Annotated in this window: 17 protein-coding genes; all 17 read left to right on the top strand. The window is 31.0% G+C overall.

Annotated elements, in window-relative coordinates; genetic code table 11:
• Nucleotides 1-99 precede the first annotated feature (99 nt).
• The 17 genes from L1S49_RS00445 to ilvD all read left to right on the top strand — a co-directional run bounded on the left by L1S49_RS00445 (nt 100) and on the right by ilvD (nt 18480).
• Entirely contained in the window at nt 100-582 is a 483-nt protein-coding gene (locus L1S49_RS00445; RefSeq protein ID WP_238902091.1) for a hypothetical protein, read from the top strand.
• 83 nt (nt 583-665) lie between these two features.
• Complete coding sequence (locus tag L1S49_RS00440) at nt 666-1532, top strand: S66 peptidase family protein (RefSeq protein WP_238902090.1); 867 nt, start codon at nt 666-668, stop codon at nt 1530-1532.
• A 108-nt stretch (nt 1533-1640) separates the two neighbouring features.
• Nucleotides 1641-2477: a putative beta-lysine N-acetyltransferase gene (ablB, locus tag L1S49_RS00435; protein WP_238902089.1), complete on the top strand. Its 837-nt coding sequence runs from the start codon at nt 1641-1643 to the stop codon at nt 2475-2477.
• 114 nt (nt 2478-2591) lie between these two features.
• Nucleotides 2592-3656 (top strand): HD-GYP domain-containing protein, encoded by a 1065-nt coding sequence (locus L1S49_RS00430; RefSeq protein ID WP_238902088.1) that lies wholly within the window; start codon nt 2592-2594, stop codon nt 3654-3656.
• A 171-nt stretch (nt 3657-3827) separates the two neighbouring features.
• Entirely contained in the window at nt 3828-5003 is a 1176-nt protein-coding gene (locus tag L1S49_RS00425) for a biotin/lipoyl-binding protein (RefSeq protein ID WP_238902087.1), read from the top strand.
• A gap of 12 nt (nt 5004-5015) precedes the next feature.
• Nucleotides 5016-5723 carry an ABC transporter ATP-binding protein gene (locus tag L1S49_RS00420; protein ID WP_021803377.1) on the top strand — a complete coding sequence of 236 codons (708 nt, stop codon included), beginning with the start codon at nt 5016-5018 and terminating at the stop codon, nt 5721-5723.
• Between the two features lie 11 nt (nt 5724-5734).
• Nucleotides 5735-6934: an ABC transporter permease gene (locus tag L1S49_RS00415; protein ID WP_021803376.1), complete on the top strand. Its 1200-nt coding sequence runs from the start codon at nt 5735-5737 to the stop codon at nt 6932-6934.
• Nucleotides 6935-6996: 62 nt separating this feature from the next.
• A complete protein-coding gene (locus L1S49_RS00410) occupies nt 6997-8472 on the top strand; it encodes a HAMP domain-containing sensor histidine kinase (RefSeq protein WP_238902086.1) in 1476 nt (491 codons plus the stop codon).
• Nucleotides 8469-9161 (top strand): response regulator transcription factor, encoded by a 693-nt coding sequence (locus L1S49_RS00405; RefSeq protein ID WP_238902085.1) that lies wholly within the window; start codon nt 8469-8471, stop codon nt 9159-9161. Before L1S49_RS00410 ends, L1S49_RS00405 begins: the two co-directional genes overlap by 4 nt.
• A 77-nt stretch (nt 9162-9238) precedes the next feature.
• Nucleotides 9239-10507 (top strand): MFS transporter, encoded by a 1269-nt coding sequence (locus L1S49_RS00400; protein ID WP_238902084.1) that lies wholly within the window; start codon nt 9239-9241, stop codon nt 10505-10507.
• A gap of 90 nt (nt 10508-10597) precedes the next feature.
• Nucleotides 10598-11359: a MurR/RpiR family transcriptional regulator gene (locus L1S49_RS00395; RefSeq protein ID WP_238902083.1), complete on the top strand. Its 762-nt coding sequence runs from the start codon at nt 10598-10600 to the stop codon at nt 11357-11359.
• A gap of 145 nt (nt 11360-11504) precedes the next feature.
• On the top strand, nt 11505-13085 hold the full coding sequence (locus L1S49_RS00390) for a PTS transporter subunit EIIC (RefSeq protein WP_238902082.1): 1581 nt from the start codon (nt 11505-11507) through the stop codon (nt 13083-13085).
• 28 nt (nt 13086-13113) lie between these two features.
• Nucleotides 13114-14439 carry a 6-phospho-alpha-glucosidase gene (locus L1S49_RS00385; protein ID WP_238902081.1) on the top strand — a complete coding sequence of 442 codons (1326 nt, stop codon included), beginning with the start codon at nt 13114-13116 and terminating at the stop codon, nt 14437-14439.
• Nucleotides 14440-14452: 13 nt separating this feature from the next.
• A complete protein-coding gene (locus tag L1S49_RS00380) occupies nt 14453-14938 on the top strand; it encodes a PTS glucose transporter subunit IIA (protein ID WP_238902080.1) in 486 nt (161 codons plus the stop codon).
• Between the two features lie 192 nt (nt 14939-15130).
• Nucleotides 15131-15745, top strand: a complete 615-nt coding sequence (locus L1S49_RS00375) for a bifunctional 2-keto-4-hydroxyglutarate aldolase/2-keto-3-deoxy-6-phosphogluconate aldolase (RefSeq protein ID WP_238902079.1) — start codon at nt 15131-15133, stop codon at nt 15743-15745.
• Nucleotide 15746: 1 nt separating this feature from the next.
• Entirely contained in the window at nt 15747-16751 is a 1005-nt protein-coding gene (locus L1S49_RS00370) for a sugar kinase (protein WP_238902078.1), read from the top strand.
• Nucleotides 16752-16761: 10 nt separating this feature from the next.
• Nucleotides 16762-18480: a dihydroxy-acid dehydratase gene (gene ilvD / locus L1S49_RS00365; RefSeq protein ID WP_238902077.1), complete on the top strand. Its 1719-nt coding sequence runs from the start codon at nt 16762-16764 to the stop codon at nt 18478-18480.
• Nucleotides 18481-18725 lie beyond the last annotated feature (245 nt).

The raw sequence follows: 18725 nt of genomic DNA, 5'->3' as shown, positions 1-18725 counted from the left end.
GGCTTTTTTGATTACTTAGATATAATTTAATATATTGTAATATACTAAATTCAGGTGTAAGATTATACAGGGTAAATTTAATAGGGAGATGAAGGCGTAATGTATAAACTAACAGACTTGATAGATAAAATAATTAAGATAGAGGAGCTTGGTGCCGAGCTTTATATAAAAAAATCAGAAGGACTTGAAGGTCAAGAGAATATAAAAGTATTAGCTAAAGCATTAGCTAACCAAGAAAGAAAACATGTAAAGATTTATGAAGACTTTAGAGACAACATACTGAACTGTGAGGATATAGATGTTGAATTTGATATATACGATAAAGCAAGTAAGTTAGTATATGAGTTTATGCATTTAAGTGTGAGTAAAGAAATACATGAAGTCAAAGACTTATTAGATTTGGCTATAGGCTTTGAAAAAGATTATTTGGCTTTAGTTAAAAGGATAAGGGGATTATTTGTTAGTGAACCTAATGATATGGAAACTAATAATTATAAGCTGTTGACAGTAATAATAAGCCAAGAAGAAGAGCATGTTAGGGACTTAGAAAGTGTACTTAAAAAGATAAATACTAACATGTGAATAAAAGCATTCAATTAAGGGTTGAATGCTTTTTATGTTAGTTGATACAATTATAAAAAGTAAAAAAGGAGACGTTGATTTATATGAGAAATATGATTGAAATTGGTGATACTATTGGGTTAATAGCCTGTTCAAATGGGCTGGCTATTGAAAGTAATAAGAAAATAAAGAAACTTGAAGAAGTTTTGGTAAGTTTAGGGCTGAAGTTTGTTTATGGAAATGAAATTTACAGAAGTAAAGATGTCTATAATGGAACTCCAAAAGAGAAGGCTGAAGGACTTATGAAGCTTTTTAAAGATAAGTCAGTTAAAGCCATATTTGATATATCTGGAGGAGATTTAGCCAATGGAGTTTTAAATTATTTAGATTTTAATGAGATAGGGAATAATAAGAAACCATTCCTTGGGTATAGCGATTTATCCGTTTTATTAAATCCACTCCATGACTTAAGTGGAATAGATACGTATTATTATCAACTTAGAAATCTTGTTGGGGAGTATAAAGAAGAACAGTTAAAGCTGTTTAAAGGTTTCTTTTTTGAGGGAAGTACTGATTTATTGAATTTTAACTATAAATGGATTAGAGGAAATAAGATGAGTGGAGAAGTAGTTGGGGGAAATATCCGATGTTTTTTGAAGCTAGCAGGAACAAAATATATGGTAGACTTTAAAGATAAGATTTTATTTTTAGAGAGCCTAGGTGGAGATGTTTCCAAAATAACAACCTACTTAACTCAATATGAACAGCTAGATGTTTTTAAAAATATAAAGGGAATAATATTAGGTAGCTTTAGCGAGATGGAGGAGAAAAATTATACACCAAAAACTGAAGAGATTTTGTTAGATATCTTAGGGGATTTAGATCTACCAATAATAAAAACAAATGAGCTTGGTCATGGGCAAAATAGTAAAAGTATAGCTATAGGTAAGCTGATTAATTTATCTTATTAAATAGAGAATATTGATTTGGATGTATTTACTTGAGGATTAACTTTAAATTTGACAACTTAAGTGTTATAATGAAGTTGTTTATAAAATTAGAAAAGAGGAGAATAGCAAGTGCTTTATGATATAAATGAAAGAAAATCAGTTATATCTTATGACAGATACAGTGATAGAATAGATTTAATAAAACTTAATGATGAAGAAAGTGACTACATCATAGACATATTAGAAAAGGCAGTTAAAGTAAGAAGATATAGTAAAATTTCTGCTAAGATTGCATATAGAAATAGAGAATCTTTTTTAAAAAAAGGATATATTATAGAGGCTAGAATACCTAACCTGTATAGAGGGAATGAAGATGGACTATTTTTAGCAAAGTATTTTTCTGTAGAAAGAGAAACAGTGAGATACAAAGAGATTCTTAATAAAGTTATACATGAGGCTGCTAAAAATAAAAATAAGAATAAATATTGTAGACTTTTATTAAGAGAAGATTTAATGTATAGATTAGTGAGAGAAAAAGAGTTAGATGAATTAGTGGACTTCTATAGAAAAAATATAAAATCAAGACTTCTTTCAGTATTTGAGTATAAATATATAGAAGATTTTATTAATAATAATACAGTGTATGGAGCTATATGTAAGAAAGAAAAAATCATAGCGGCTGTTGCGTGTGAAGTAGATAGAGAAAATTTATATGCTGAAATGACTAATTTTGCTGGTGATGAGAATTTTAGAGGGAAAGGTTTAGCACGTTATTTAGTAATCTCTATGGAAGAAGAAATGAAGAAAATAGGAATAAAAACTTTATATTCTGTAGTTAGAGCAAAATCTTTTGATGCAAATATACTCTTCTCCAAAATAGGTTTTAAGTTTTCAGGAACCTTAATAAATAACACTAACATATCTGGTAGAATAGAAAGCATGAATGTATGGTATAAAGAAATATAACCCAGGGGCATTATAATGATGCTCCTTTTATTATGCTAAGATGTTTAGATATTTATATTTGGAACGATATAGAAGATATAGGAATTTATATCGGGATAATAAGGGGGAGAGGTTTTGGAAAGAAGAGTAAAGCATATATATATTGAAGACTTGAAGGATGGAATGGTATTATCAAAAGACTTAGAGATTAATGGAAGAGTGTTATTAGTTCAAGATACATCTCTTACAGAAAATATTATATATAAACTAAAAAATCAATATATTTTAGATAAAATAGAGATCTACGATGATAAATCACAACTATATGAAAATATGTTTTCTGAAAAAGAAAAATCCATAGAAGAAATTGAGGAAAGTTTTCAAAAGTTAACTGATAATATGAAAGAAATATTTGAAGGTATATACAGCATACAGAGTAATGGAATTGAGGAAGTCAGAAAATTTGCTAAAAAAATTCAAGAAGAATTAAAATCAACAAGCTCAGTAATTAAAAATATTGTAATAAAGGGAAGCGGAGATGATGCAATATATAGACATAGTGTAAATGTTGCGGCATTAAGCGCTATTTTAGGGAAATGGATTGGATTAGATGAAGTAAAAATAAATCTATTAACCTATTCAGCTATATTACATGACTTTGGAAAAACTCAAATAAATCCCCAAATATTAAATAAAAAAGGAAAATTAAGAAAAGATGAGATTAAAGAAATAGAAAAACATCCTACAATAACATATAATTATATAAAGGAAATTTCTTTTCTTGATAGTTCTGTAAGTTATGGTGTATTAATGCATCATGAAAGAGAAGATGGATCAGGATATCCATTAGGAATTAAAGGTGATAAAATACATATTTTTTCAAAAATAATAGCTATAGCTGATGTATTTGATGTTGTTAATTCTAATAGAGGTTATAAGAAGAAAAAGGGTGCATTAGAAGCTTTAGAAATAATAAAAGAAGAGGGTTTAAGAAAGTTAAACTATGAGTATTGTGATATTTTTTTAAAACATATAATTAATTACTATATGGGAGAAAATGTTTTATTGAGTGATGGCAATGTAGGTAAAATAATTCAAATTGATATAAACAATATCTCCGAACCTCTTTTATTATGTGAAGATAAGTTTATAGACATAAAAAAAGAAAAAAATATTGTTGTAGAGAATTTAATTTTGTAGTAAATAAGATGTATGAATTGTTATAATTTATACATCTTATTTAAATGTAAAAAATTAACTTTAGAAAAATTTAATACTTATTTTATACATAGATAATAACTTATTTAATATTAGTTTATACTTACTATATAAGATAATTACATAAATTAAAAAATCATGGGGGTTACATAAATGAAAAAGAAAGTAATAGCAATAATTATAGCTGTAGTAGTTGTTGGAGGAGTATTTGGTTTAAATAGAATAAATAGAGCTAGAAATCAAGGAAGTACAGTTAAAACATCAGAAGTTACTCAAGGAGACTTGCAGGTATATTTATCTAGTACAGCTTTAGTTAAATCACAAGAGGTTAAAGATTATTATGGTGCACAAGCAAAAGTAACCAAAGTAAATGTTAAAGTTGGAGATACAGTTAAAAAAGGTGATGTATTAGTAACGTATGATCAACAAGATTTAAATACTCAAGTAAAACAAGCAGAAATACAATATAATAATGCTTTACTTCAAAAACAGGATTTAGTAAATCAAAATAATGATATTAAAAATAAGATAGCTGAATATGATAAAGAAATTAAAGAAGTAAACAATCAAATAGAAAAAGCACAAAATGATCCATTTGATATAGATTTATTACCTACTTTAAATTCGAAGAAGGAAAGTTTAGAGAAAAGTAAGTCTGCTTTAACACCAATATCAGATACAAAGCTTCAACAAGCGGACAATAGCATAAATTCTGCTAAACTAACTTTAGATAATGCAAACAGCAATTTATCTAAAGGAGTAAGTAGTATAACAGCAGATATAGATGGAGTAGTCACAGCTTTAAATGTGGCAGAAGGAGCTATGGGAACTATACAACAAGCTGCTGTAACAGTTCAGAATGTAGCAAATTTAAAAGTTACTTTATCTTTAAGTAGATATGATGCAGCTAAAGTTACTATTGGTCAAGATGCAGTAATTAAGAATAATGGAAAAGAGTATAAGGGTAAGGTTTCTTATATATCTCCTACAGCTGAAGTTGCAAAGACTTCTACAAGTGGAGAAGCTAATCTTAGTGTTGATATTAATATAACGGATGTAAATCCAGAACTTAAAATAGGATTTGAAGCAGATGTTGATATCTTATTAAATGAAGCAAAAAATGTAATTAAAGTACCAACAGAAAGTCTTAAAACAGATAAAACAGGAAAGAGCGTTATTTATATAGTTGAAGATAATAAGGCGGTAGAGAAGGAAGTTACTAAGGGAATTCAGTCTGATACTGAAGTTCAAGTAGAGGGAGTAACAACTGGTGCTAAAGTAATCCTTAATCCTACAGATACAATTAAAGATGGAACTTTAGTAAAGTAGGAGGATATTAAATTGAGTGATGTAAATGTTGTTGAAATTAAAAATATAGTAAAGATATATGAGACTGGGTCAGTAACCTTTAAAGCATTAAAAGGAGTAGATTTAAAAATTACAAAGGGAGAATTTACATCCATAATGGGAGCATCAGGTTCAGGTAAATCAACCCTTATGAATATATTAGGATGTCTTGATAAAATGAGCGAAGGTGAGTATTACTTAAATGGTAAAAACATTTCCATGCTTAAAGATGATGAGTTAGCATTTATAAGAAATAAAGAAATAGGATTTGTATTTCAAGCATTTAACCTTCTTCCTAGAATGACTGTATTAGAAAATGTTGAGCTTCCTATGATTTATGCAGGGGTTTCACCTAAAGTCAGAAGAGAAAGGGCTATAAAAGCTTTAGAAAAAGTTGGCTTAGGAGATAAACTTCATAATAAGTCTACAGAAATATCAGGTGGACAAAAGCAAAGAGTTGCAATAGCTAGAGCTATAGTTAATGAACCTACTATAATAATGGCAGATGAACCTACAGGAAATTTGGATACAAAATCTACATTTGATATCATGAAAATATTTCAAGATATAAATGATGAGGGAGCAACTGTAATAATGGTTACTCACGAGCCAGATGTAGCTAAGTATACTAAGAGAATAGTAAGGTTTAAAGATGGAGTAATAGTAGAAGATAAGCCTGTAGAAGACAGAACTAGATTATAGGAGGGCTAATAATGAATTTTATAGAAAATTTTAAAATGGCAATAGATAGCATAAAATCCAATAAGATGAGATCCTTCCTTACTATGCTTGGGATAATTATAGGAATAAGTTCAGTTATAATTATTTTATCCTTAGGGGCTGGTGGTAAAAATAGTATTGTAGGAGAGTTTGAGAAAATTGGAACTAACAATGTAACTGTTAGTGTAGATACTAATAAATCAGCAGAAGGAGATAACATAACCTTAAAAGATATAGAAGCTGTAAGAACGAAGGTTGATACAGTAAAATATGTAACGCCTACAGTTTCTCAAAGAGGAAAGGTAAGCTCAAATGACAAAAAAAGAGATGCTACTATTAATGGGGCTAATGAAGACTATGCTCTTATAAATAATACAACTATACTATATGGAAGATTTTTTAGCGAAAATGATGTGTTAAATAGTAAAGCAGTTGCTTTAATTGATGAAAATTCTGCTAAAGAGCTTTTTGGATTTTCAGATGTAGTTGGAGAATCAGTTAAAATAGGGGCGGAAGGAACCAGTAAAAGTGTAACCATAATAGGAGTTACAGAATCACAAAACATGGGACCACAGGGCTCAGATAGAGCTACTATAGTAACACCTATTACTTTTGTACAAAATCTTTATCCAACAACAAGTAAGATATATTCAATAACTGTAACATCAACTTCAAAAGATGATGTAAATGATGCGGCAAACAGTGCGATCAGTATACTTGAAAGTAGACACAATAATTCTGGTAAGGAAGTATATAAGGCACAAAGCATGTTAGACATACTATCTCAAGTTGATAATGTGTTAGGCATATTTACAACTTTTGTTGCTGCGGTTGCTGGAATATCTCTTTTAGTAGGAGGTATAGGAGTTATGAATATAATGCTAGTATCAGTAACTGAAAGAACTAGAGAAATAGGTATAAGAAAAGCAATAGGCGCTACAACAAAAACTATACTTATTCAATTCTTAACTGAATCTTCTATAGTTTCATTAATTGGAGGGTTAATCGGCATGACACTAGGCTATATAGGAGCGGAACTTATAGGTCTAGCAGCAGGAATAGCTCCATCAATATCTATTGGAATGGTATTAGGAGTAATAATATTCTCATCCTCTATAGGAATGTTCTTTGGAATATATCCAGCTAAAAAGGCAGCTAACTTAGATCCAATAGATGCACTTAGATATGAATAATAGTTACATTATAGTGGGCAAGAAATTCTTGTCCACTATAATGATATTTAAGGAGATAGAAGATGTCTATTAAAGTAAGATTAAGATTTTCCTATATAGCAATGCTAGTGATTCCATTTATTCTAATATTAGCTTTGAGTCATATATTTACTTCTTTATTGGAAGGTAGTACAAAATATAGTATTGGTGCAAAAGGGCCTATAGATAAGTTGGATTTTTATACTCAGGTAGTAGCTTCAACTAATAGAGTAATGAAATTTGTAAACAATCAAAGTATTCAGAATTCTGATAAGTTTTTAGATAATGATTTTATGGAGTCGTTAGAAAATAATAGACAATTAGAATATACTGGCTTAGTGATAAGAAAAAACGAAGATATAGTTTACGTATCGGAAGAAATAAAAACTAATCTTGATACCTCAAAGCTACCAAAGTTTAACTTAGAAGAAGTCACAATGGAAGAGCTTTACGAAGAGAAAAAACAAATTACATTAGGGCAACAAGATTTTTATTTTAAAGATGGAAGTGAAGGAAGTGTATTTTATATACTAGATAAATCACACTTAGCTCAATTATTTAAAAGGAATATAAGCTGGCTTCTTATAGGGATTTGTCTAATTTTAGTTAGTACTCATGGGATATTAACTTATTTAGTCTATAAGAGCATAATAAAACCCTTAAAGGAATTAGAAAATGCAGCTAATGAGATTAAACAAGGAAATTTAGATTATAAAATAAATATTGACTCAAAGGATGAAATAGCTCAAGTAGGAAATTCTTTTGAGAATATGAGGATGAGACTTAAGGAGTCTATAGAATTACAGCAACAATATGAAGATAATAGAAAAGAATTAATTTCTAATATATCTCATGATTTAAAAACGCCTATAACGTCTATTAAAGGATATGTTGAAGGAATAAAAGATGGAATAGCAGATACTCCAGAAAAAATGAACAAATACATAAACACCATACATGCCAAAGCAAAATACATGGATGTCTTAATAGATGATTTATTTTTATTCTCCAAACTTGATATTAATAAATTACAGTTTCATTATCAACAAGTTGATTTTACAGAATTTATGAAGGACTGTATAGAAGAGCTTTCTTTTGATATTGCTAAAAACAATATAGAATTAACATCGCATATTCCAAAATCTACAATCATGGTTAAAGCGGATGTTCAAAAGCTTAAGAGAGTTATATTAAATATAATTGAGAATTCTATGAAATATAAAGATGATAAGGCTTTAAAAATAGACATAAATATAGTCGAGAAAAATGATGAGGTAATAGTTGAAATAAAAGATAATGGAAAAGGAATAGATAAAGAAATATTACCAAATATATTTGAGAGATTTTATAGAGGAGATGTAGCTAGAGAAACTATAGGAGGAGGAAGTGGGTTAGGTCTTGCTATAGTAAAAAAAATAATAGAGGAACATCAAGGCGAAATATGGGCTGAAAGTGAATTAAATAAAGGAACTAGTATTTTCTTTAAGTTAAAAAAATATAGGTTGGGAGGGGAAATATGAAGAGAGTTCTAATAATAGAAGATGATATTAGCATTGCAGAGTTAGAGAGAGATTATTTGGAGATTAATGGCTTCAGTGTTGATATAGAAAGTAGTGGAGATAAAGGGTTTTATAAAGTTCAACATGAAGATTATGATTTAGTTATATTAGATGTTATGCTTCCAACTATGGATGGCTTTGAGATATGTAAAAGAATTCGTATTGAAAAAGATATACCTATTCTTATGGTGTCAGCTAAAAAAGAAGATATAGATAAAATTAGGGCTTTAGGGCTTGGTGCAGATGATTATATGACTAAGCCATTTAGTCCCAATGAATTAGTTGCAAGGGTTAAAGCACATATTTTAAGATACGAGCGTTTAGTAAATGGAAGCGGTAAAAAAGAACAGGATATAATACAGATTAGAGGAATTACCATAGATAAAACCTCTAGAAGAATATTCATAAATGATAAAGAAATAAATTTTACAACTAAGGAATTTGATTTATTACTATTACTAGCTAGTAACCCAAATAGAGTTTTTTCAAAAGAAGAGTTATTTGAAAGAATATGGGGTATGGATTCCGCAGGGGAAATTGCAACAGTAACAGTTCACATAAGAAAAATAAGAGAAAAAATTGAGTCTGATTCTTCAAAACCACAATATATTGAGACTATCTGGGGAATAGGATATAGATTTGAGGTATAAAAGAATAATATTTTTATGTACAATCTACTAATAGTGAGGGATAATTATTAGTAGATTTTTTTATTAGGAGTGACAGCATGAAAAAGACTTATAATTTTTATAAATGGAGAATTTGGACAATATTATCTTTGTCCTTTGTTATGTCATTATTTCATAGAAGTGCATTAGGGGTAGTATCAGAAGAACTTTCGAAAACCCTTAACTTATCGGCAGCTCAGATTGGTAATATTGCATCTGTAACCTTTTATAGTTATGCCATTATGCAGATTCCAGCAGGAATTCTTTTAGATGTATTTGGATATAAGAAGATAAGTTACCTAGGCGTTATAACTACAGGAGTGGGTTCTATGCTACTTGGAGCTGCTTCAAATGTATGGCTTGCCTATGGAGCAAGACTTCTTGTAGGAGTTGGAACTTCCGTTATATTTATATCAGTACTTAAGGCTCAGGCTATTTGGTTTTCAAAAGATGAGTTCTCAAAGGCATCATCAAAGCTATCTTTTATAGGTAACATGGGAGGGGTAATAGCTACCTTTCCACTTGCAGCCATGGTTATATTTATGGGATGGAGAAACTCCTTTTATGTAATGGGAGTAGCTTGCTTTATTGTTGGATTTTTAGTGTACAAGTATGTAATATCTTCTCCAAAGGAAGTAGGATTTGCACCTTTAGGAGTAGACCAAAATGGAGAGAAGTTTAACCTATTTAAAGCGTTAAAAGAAGTAGCAACAAATAAAGCAACTTGGAGAAATTTCTTTATATTATTTTCTTTAGTTGGATGTACTACAACCTTAACAGGACTTTGGGGAGTTTCTTATTTTACTTATGTTTATGGTTTAACTAAAACTTCAGCAGCTTTTTATACTTCTTTTATAATTTATGGATTAGTAATAGGCTCATTGGTAGTAGGACAAGTAGATAGATTTTTAAAAGATTCTATAAAGTGGTATCCAAGAATAGCTTTAATTATAAATACATTAATATGGATATACATACTTATAATTGAAGGAGGAAAACCTCCGCTAGTAGTGTACCCAGTTATTTTATTAGTTATGGGAACACTGGCTATGGCACATATATTAAGTTTTACAGATATTAAAGACAAGGTAAATAAAAGTTATGGTGGAATAGGAACAAGCATAGTAAACTCAGGAGAGTTTGTGGGAAGTTCAGCAATGAGCATATTAATTGGTTATTTTTTAGACTTAAAATGGAATGGAGAAACTATAGATGGGATAAAGTCATATAGTTTAAGTGAATATAAGTTTGCATTTTTGATATTTTTGATAGTTTCAGTTATAGGAATATTGATGTCTTTTATGAAGGATAATAAGGTCAAAGGCTAGGATTATTTAATCTTAGCCTTTTCTTAACTTTAAAATATTGATAATATTATACTTAATTACATAATCTTTATTATAAGAGGGGTGATATAAATGAAGATTGATTTGAGTAAGATAGTTAAAAATAAGAAGATAACAGTTTTAGAAGAGCAGGTGCTTGAATATATTATTGAAAATATTGATAACGTTATGGATATAGGGGTTAGAGGAGTAGCCGCAGCAAACTATACTTCAACTTCTACAATCATGAGGCTTTCTAAAAAGTTAGGTTTCACTGGGTTTATAGATATGGTTTATAATATAACACCTTTAGTAGATAGTAAAAGCACAGGGATAGTTGAAGAGGAAGATACTTTAATAGGAACAGATATAAACTTCTTATCAAAATATGTTGAAGAAGAACATGTTGATAGATTTATACAGTTATTAATAAATAAATCAAATAGATATATATTTATTTATGCTAGGGGATATTCAAATATAGCAGCAGATTACTTTAATAAGAAAATGCTAGGCGTGGGGATTAAAAGTATATTAATAGATTCTATAGGAAGCTTTGAAAACAATGTTGAGGATATGGAGATGCTTATAGTCATATCTAAATCAGGAGAAACTAAGGAAGTATTAGATAAGGTTAAGGTTGCAAAAGATAAAAATAAGCTTGTAGTTTCTTTTACCAAAGAAGTTGAAAATAGTATTTCAAAGCTTTCAGATATATCTTTTAAGATATTTGATATGCATAAGTTAGATGATAGTAATGTTATGGCGAATTCATTTTTCCCTAATATGCTTATGTTTATGGAGTACTTAATTCACAGATATCACCAGGGAGAAAAAGAACATAATGTTAAATAAATACAGAAAAATAGACCTTTTTAAGAAACCTGTTATCTTTTTAGTTAACAGGTTTCTTACTGCCTGAAAACTATTTCTTAAATCTGAAAACGTAATTATAATAAAAACTGTGAAAGAGATAAAAATATATTAAGAGGTGGAAATTATGAAAGAAAAGATTATGAATGCCATGCAAAGATTTTCAAAAGCAATGTTCATTCCAGTTCTAATACTTCCAATAGTAGGTATACTTATTGCTTTTGGAAATATATTAACAAATGCTAGATTAGCAGAATACGCGCCGTTTTTAAAAAACACATTAATATTTGGTTTCGGCAAAATACTTTCAGGATCTTTAGTACCTATATTATCAAATTTAGGAATTATATTTTGTGTAGGTTTAGCAGTAGGTTTAGCTAAAGAAAAGAAAGCAGAATCAGGATTTACATCAGTATTAGTTTATTTTGTATTTATTAATGCTATGAACATCTTCCTTAATCTATCAGGTAAATTAGTGCCAGCTGATCAATTAAGAGGATCTGGTCAAGCAGTAGTTTTAGGAACACAAGTTTTAGATATGGGTGTTTTCTTAGGAATAATTTTAGGTATTGTAGTTGCTTATATTCATAATAGATATTGTAAAAAAGAGTTCAATGGAGCTTTTCAAGTATATGGTGGTTCAAGATTAGTATTCTTAATATTAATCCCAATAGTAGTAGTACTAGCAGTTATACTTTCTTATGTTTGGCCATCAGTACAATGGGGAATATCTAGTTTAGGATATTACATTCAAAAGAGTGGTAACTTTGGAATATTTATATATGGTATGTTAGAAAGACTTCTTATACCTACGGGACTTCATCACTTAGTTTATACTCCATTCTTATATACTCAACTTGGAGGGGTAGAGACTATAGGCGGTCAGGTTATAGAAGGAGCAAGAAACATATACTTTGCTGAGATTGCAGATCCAGCAGTAAAAGTATTATCTGGTAGCGTTATATGGGATGCCAGAGGAGTATCAAAAATGTTTGGTTTAGTAGGAGCTTGTTTAGCCCTTTATCATACAGCAGATGATGATAAGAAAAAGAAAGCAAAAGCTATACTTATACCAGCAGCAGTAACATCAGTAATAGCAGGTGTAACAGAGCCTATTGAGTTCTCATTCTTATTCACAGCACCTATTCTTTTTGGAATACATGCAGTATTAAGTGGACTTGGAATGGTAGCTTTAAATATATTAAACGTAAGAGCAATAGGACCTAATGGACTTATAGACTTCTTATTATATAACTTACCATTAGGTATAGAAAAAACATCATGGCCAATGTTTGTATTAGTAGGAATTGTTCAATTTGCAATATACTACGGTTTATTCAGATTCTTAATAGTTAAATTAAACTTAAAAACTACTGGTAGAGAAGATGATAAGGATGATGTTCAGCTTTATACAAAAAGCGATTATAAAGCAAAAGCAGAAGGTAATAAATCTATAGCTTCTGATGATAAAGCATTAGTTATAATAGAAGCTTTAGGTGGAAAAGAAAATATCAAAAAAGTAGATAATTGTTATACAAGATTAAGACTTATCCTTGAGGATTCAACTAAGGTTGACGAAAAAACTTTAAAAGGTACAGGAGCAGCTGGTGTTGTAATCAAAGGAGAAAATGTTCAAGTAATATATGGACTAAATGTAACAAGCATTAGATCTATGGTAGATAATGCTTTAGGAATAGTAGGAGAATAAAAAGAAACTTAGAAGGAAGGTAATTTATATGAAAAAACATTCTATAGTTATTGCAGGCGGAGGAAGTACATTTACACCAGGGATAGTTATGATGATGTTAGACAACGTACATCGTTTTCCAATAAGAAAATTAAAGTTATATGATAATGATGGAGAACGTCAAGGCATAATTGGAGAAGCACTAAAAATAGTATTAAAAGAAAATGCACCAGAGATTGAATTTTCATATACAACAGATCCAGAAGAAGCATTTACAGATGTAGATTTTTGTATGGCTCACATCCGTGTAGGTAAATATGAAATGCGTGAAAAGGATGAAAAGGTTCCTTTAAAGCATGGAGTTCTTGGTCAAGAAACTTGTGGACCAGGAGGAATAGCTTATGGTATGAGAAGTATAGGCGGTATGCTAGAGTTAATAGACTACATGGAAAAATACTCTCCAGATTGCTGGATGTTAAACTACTCAAATCCAGCAGCTATAGTTGCAGAAGCTTGTCGTAGACTAAGACCAAACTCAAAGGTATTAAACATATGTGATATGCCTGTTGGAACTCTTCGTCGTATGGCAGGAATAGTAGATTTAGAGCCACAAGATTTAGAGGTTAAATACTTTGGATTAAACCACTTTGGATGGTGGACTAGCGTAAAAGATAAGGCTGGAAATGACTATACTCAAAGAATAAAAGACTACGTTGCAGAAAACGGATATCTTACAGTTAAAGAGGTTGAAACTCAACACACAGATCCAAGCTGGCAAGAAACACACAAGAAAGCAAAAGATTTATTAGCAATAGATCCACGTTTCTTACCAAACACGTATCTTAAATATTATCTATATCCAGACTATGTTGTGGAACATTCTAATGCAGAATATTCTAGAGCAAATGAGGTTATGGATGGAAGAGAAAAAGATGTATTTGGAGCAGCAAAAGCTATAGTTGAAGCTGGAACAGCTAAGGGTGGAGAGTTCCACATAGATGCTCATGCAACATTTATAGTAGATTTAGCAAGAGCTATTGCCTACAATACACATGAAAGAATGTTATGTATTGTAGAAAATAAAGGTGCTATTTCAAACTTTGATCCAACAGCTATGGTTGAAGTTCCATGTATAGTTGGCATCGATGGACCAGAGCCACTAGCTCAAGGAGAAATTCCAGAATTCCAAAAAGCTTTAATGCAGCAACAACTTTCAGTTGAAAAACTAGTAGTTGAAGCTTGGATAGAAGGATCTTATCAAAAATTATGGCAGGCGCTTACATTATCTAAAACAGTACCTAGTGCTAAGGTTGCTAAGGACTTGTTAGATGATCTTATTGCAGCAAACAAAGGCTACTGGCCAGAACTTAAGTAGAAGGTGCAAATATATGTTTAAAAATTTATTCAAAAAGAAAGATGAAAATCTACTGTATGCTTTTTGTGATGGAGAAAGTCTAGACCTAAGTAAGGTTAATGATGAAGTCTTTTCTCAAAAAATGATGGGAGATGGAATCGCAATAAAACCAAGCGATACTAAAGTATATGCTCCTTGCGACTCAGAAGTAGTTACAATCATGATGGAAAGTAAACATGCAGTAGGACTTAGAACTAAAGAGGGAATTGAGATACTAATACATGTAGGAATAGATACAGTAAACCTAAAGGGTGAAGGTTTTAGTATCCACTGCAAAGAAAAACAACAAGTTAAAAAAGGTAACTTACTTTTAAGCTTTGATAGCGAAGTTCTTAAAAGAGAAAACTTAGATGACACCATAATGCTAATACTTGCAGAAGCTAACGGTCATGAAATAAAAAAATACCATGTTGGGGAAACTATGAAAGCAAGTGAAAGTATTTTATTGGAAATAAAATGATATAAAGTGAAACTTGATTCAGATAAGGGTTTGATCCCTATCTGAATCTTAGTTGAACTTATCTAGGGTCGTGCCAATGTTAACTCCAACTTTAATACGGATGGAGTGTTACAGTGGCTAGACATCAGATAATAAAAGAAAAAGAATAAGCTTCACTTAAGGTGGGGCTTGTTCCTTTAGGAGGAGTTTTAAATGAGCATAGTTGAAAATATAATGGAGAACAAAATAGTTGCAGTAATAAGAGGAAACGACAAGGAAGAAGCACTAAACATAATAGAGGGAGCAATAGAGGGCGGTATAAAACTTATAGAAGTAACTTACACAAACAAAGATGCCTCAGAAATCATAAAAAGTTTAGTTGGAAAATACAAAGATGTAGTTATAGGAGCAGGAAGTGTTCTAAATGTAGACACAGCTAGAGAAGCTATAAAAGCGGGCTCAGAATTTATAGTAGGACCAAACTTTGATGAACTTATAGGCGATTACTGTACAGAAAAGAATGTAGAATATATTCCAGGCTGCTTTACACCAACAGAAATAGTAAATGCCCTAAACTCAGGTGTTAAGGTTATTAAATTATTTCCTGGGGAAGCTTTAGGCCCAAGTTACATAAAGGCAATAAAAGCACCAATTAAAAATGTTAAGATAATGGTAACAGGCGGCGTTAACCTTGAGAACCTAAATGAATGGTTAAATAGTGGAGCAGATTCAGTAGGAATAGGAAGTATATTAGCCGCAGGAACAAATGGAGATAAAGAAAAAATAGCCGAAAATGCAAGAAGATTTATGGAGAAGGTAGGGAAATAACATGGAAAAATTTCTTTCAATAGGTGAAATACTTATAAGATTTACTCCAAAAAACTTTGATGTATATGGAAACTCTAATGAGTTTGAGTGTTTTTATGGTGGTTCAGAAGCCAATATATCCTCAATGCTTTCAGCTTGGGATATAGAAACTTCTATCCTATCAGCACTTCCAGATAATGATATAGCTAAAACAGTAAAAAGGTATTTTAGAGGAATTGGAGTAGACATAAAGAATATTCTAACTAAGGGAGAAAAGATAGGCTACTACTTCTTAGAAAGAAGCTCAGGAGTTAGAAACAGCAGTGTTATTTATGATAGAAAACACAGCAGTTTTTCAGAGTTATCTATAGATGATATAGATATAAATGAGGTGTTGGAAGGGGTAACCTGGCTTCACTTTAGTGGAATAACCTTAGCAGTTGGAGAAAAATCTAGAGAAATAGTAAGAGAAGTAGTAAAAGAAGCTAAAAGAAGAAACATATTTATAAGCATGGACTTAAACTTTAGAAGCAAGATGGCAACTTTTATGGAAGCTAAAAACTATGCAACTGAATTAGCTCCTTTTGCAGATATATGTCTTGGAATAGAACCAATAATGGTAGACGATAAAGATATAACTATGTTTGATAGAGAAACTTCTACAAAGGAAGATATATTTAAACGAATGAAAGAACTTAAAGAAAAGTTTGGCTTTAAGTATGTCTTCCACACAGAAAGAGAAAATGATAAAGAAGATAATAACACCTACTACGCTTACGCCTTAGGCGAAGAAGAAAAAGCAGAGTCAGTTAAACTTACAACTAAAATGGTTGAAAGAGTAGGAAGTGGAGATGCTTTTGTATCAGGAGTAATCTACTCAATTATGAAAGAGAAAACTTTAAAAGAAGCCATAGACTTTGGAGTAGCAGCAGCAACTTTAAAATGCACAATTAAAGGCGATAGTATGCTAGTAAATCCAAAGGATATAGAAAAGATAATAGGAGAAAAAAATTCTATAGAGAGGTAAGGTGAAAACTATGTTATATTCTCAAAAGGTAAGAAAAATAGCTCCAGAAATGGATTCTCTAAAAAGAGGAATGGGCTGGACTACAGAAGATTTAGAAAAGATGCAGATAATAGTAGAAAGTACCTATGGTAAAAGTCATCCAGGAAGTGTTCATTTAGATGTAGTAGTAAATGAAGCTATGGAGGAGCTTACAAGTTTAAACATAAAAGCAGCAGACTATTATGCAACAGATATATGTGATGGTCAAGCCCAAGGTCATGATGGTATGAACTATTCTCTAGTATCTAGAGAAATAATAGCAGATATGATAGAAATTCATGCAAATGCTACAGGTTTTGATGGAGGACTATTTGTAGCAAGTTGTGATAAAGGGATGCCAGGAAATCTAGTAGCTATGTGTAGAGTAAATATACCTTCAGTAGTAATCCCTGGTGGAATTATGAATGCAGGCCCTAATCTTTTAACCCTAAATCAAGTAGGAACCTACAGCGCTATGCATAAAAGAGGAGAGATAACGACAGCTCAATATGATTTCTATAAAGAAAATGCATGCCCAAGCTGTGGAGCTTGTTCTTTTATGGGAACAGCTGCAACTATGCAGGTATTAGGTGAAGCTTTAGGACTTGCTCTACCGGGAGCAGCGCTCTTACCTTCAACTTCAGAAATATTAAAAGAATACACAAGAAAAGCTTCAAGAGCAGTAAAGAACTTAGTAGAAAAAGGAATAAAGGTATCAGACATAGTAAACAGAAAATCTATAGAAAATGCAATAATGGTACATGCAGCTATAGGTGGATCAACTAATGCACTTCTTCATATACCAGCTATAGCAAAGGAACTTGATATAGAAATACGTCCAGAAGATTTTGATAAAATCCATAGAAACATACCATTTATACTAAATGTAAGACCGAGTGGACATTGGCCAGCAAACTACGTATTCTATGCAGGAGGAGTACCTGCAATAATGAATAAAATAAAGCAATACCTTCACTTAGATGTTATGACAGTTACAGGTAAAACCTTAGGTGAGAACTTAGAGGAATTCAATAAAGAAGAAGCTTACGGTAAATACTTAAATTCAGCTCCTAAGATGGACTATAAAGAAGTTATCTACGACGCTGAAAGCCCAATAAGTGAAATAGGAGCAGTATCAGTACTTAAAGGAAACTTAGCACCAGAAGGATGTGTAGTTAAACACTCAAGTTTACCTAAAGGAATGAGAGATATAAAACTAAGTGCTAGAGCTTTTGATTCAGAAGAAGAAGCCTTTGAAGCAACTATAAATGGAAGCATAAAACCAGGAGATGCAATAATAATAAGATATGAAGGACCAAGAGGTTCTGGAATGCCAGAAATGTTCTACACAACAGAAGCTATAGCTTCAGACGAAAAACTAAACTCAACAGTAGCTCTTATAACAGATGGAAGATTCTCAGGAGCAACAAGAGGACCTGCTATAGGACACGTATCTCCAGAAGCAAGTAATGGAGGACCAATAGCCTTAGTTAAAGATGGAGATATAATCCACATAGATATAGAAAATAGAGGAATAAACATAGTAGGAATAAATGGAGAAGAAAAAACAAAAGAAGAAATAGAGAAAATACTAAAAGAAAGAAAAGAAAAATGGACACCAAAACCTCCTAAATATACTAGAGGAGTACTTGGCATGTACACAAGTTTAGCCACTTCTGGTATGGAAGGCGGAGTAATTAAAATAAGATAAAGAGAATAGTAGAAAGAGCTTAGCAGATTGTTAAGCTCTTTTTAAGTTTAGGGTAAGGAATTTGATGAAGCTTGAGAAGAAGCTTCTACAGGGAAGGAATCTAATGAAGCTTGAGAAGAAGCTTCTACAGTGAAGGAATCTAATGGAGAATTCCTACGGAATCTCCTACAGGGCAGAAGTGCAGAAGTTAAAAGGAATCTAATGAAGTTCTTGGAACTTTTACAGAATATAAGTGCATAAAAACA

Source organism: Clostridium sp. YIM B02506 (genome assembly GCF_022324845.1).
Classification (GTDB): domain Bacteria; phylum Bacillota; class Clostridia; order Clostridiales; family Clostridiaceae; genus Clostridium_T; species Clostridium_T intestinale.
This window is presented reverse-complemented; position numbering and strand designations above follow the sequence as displayed.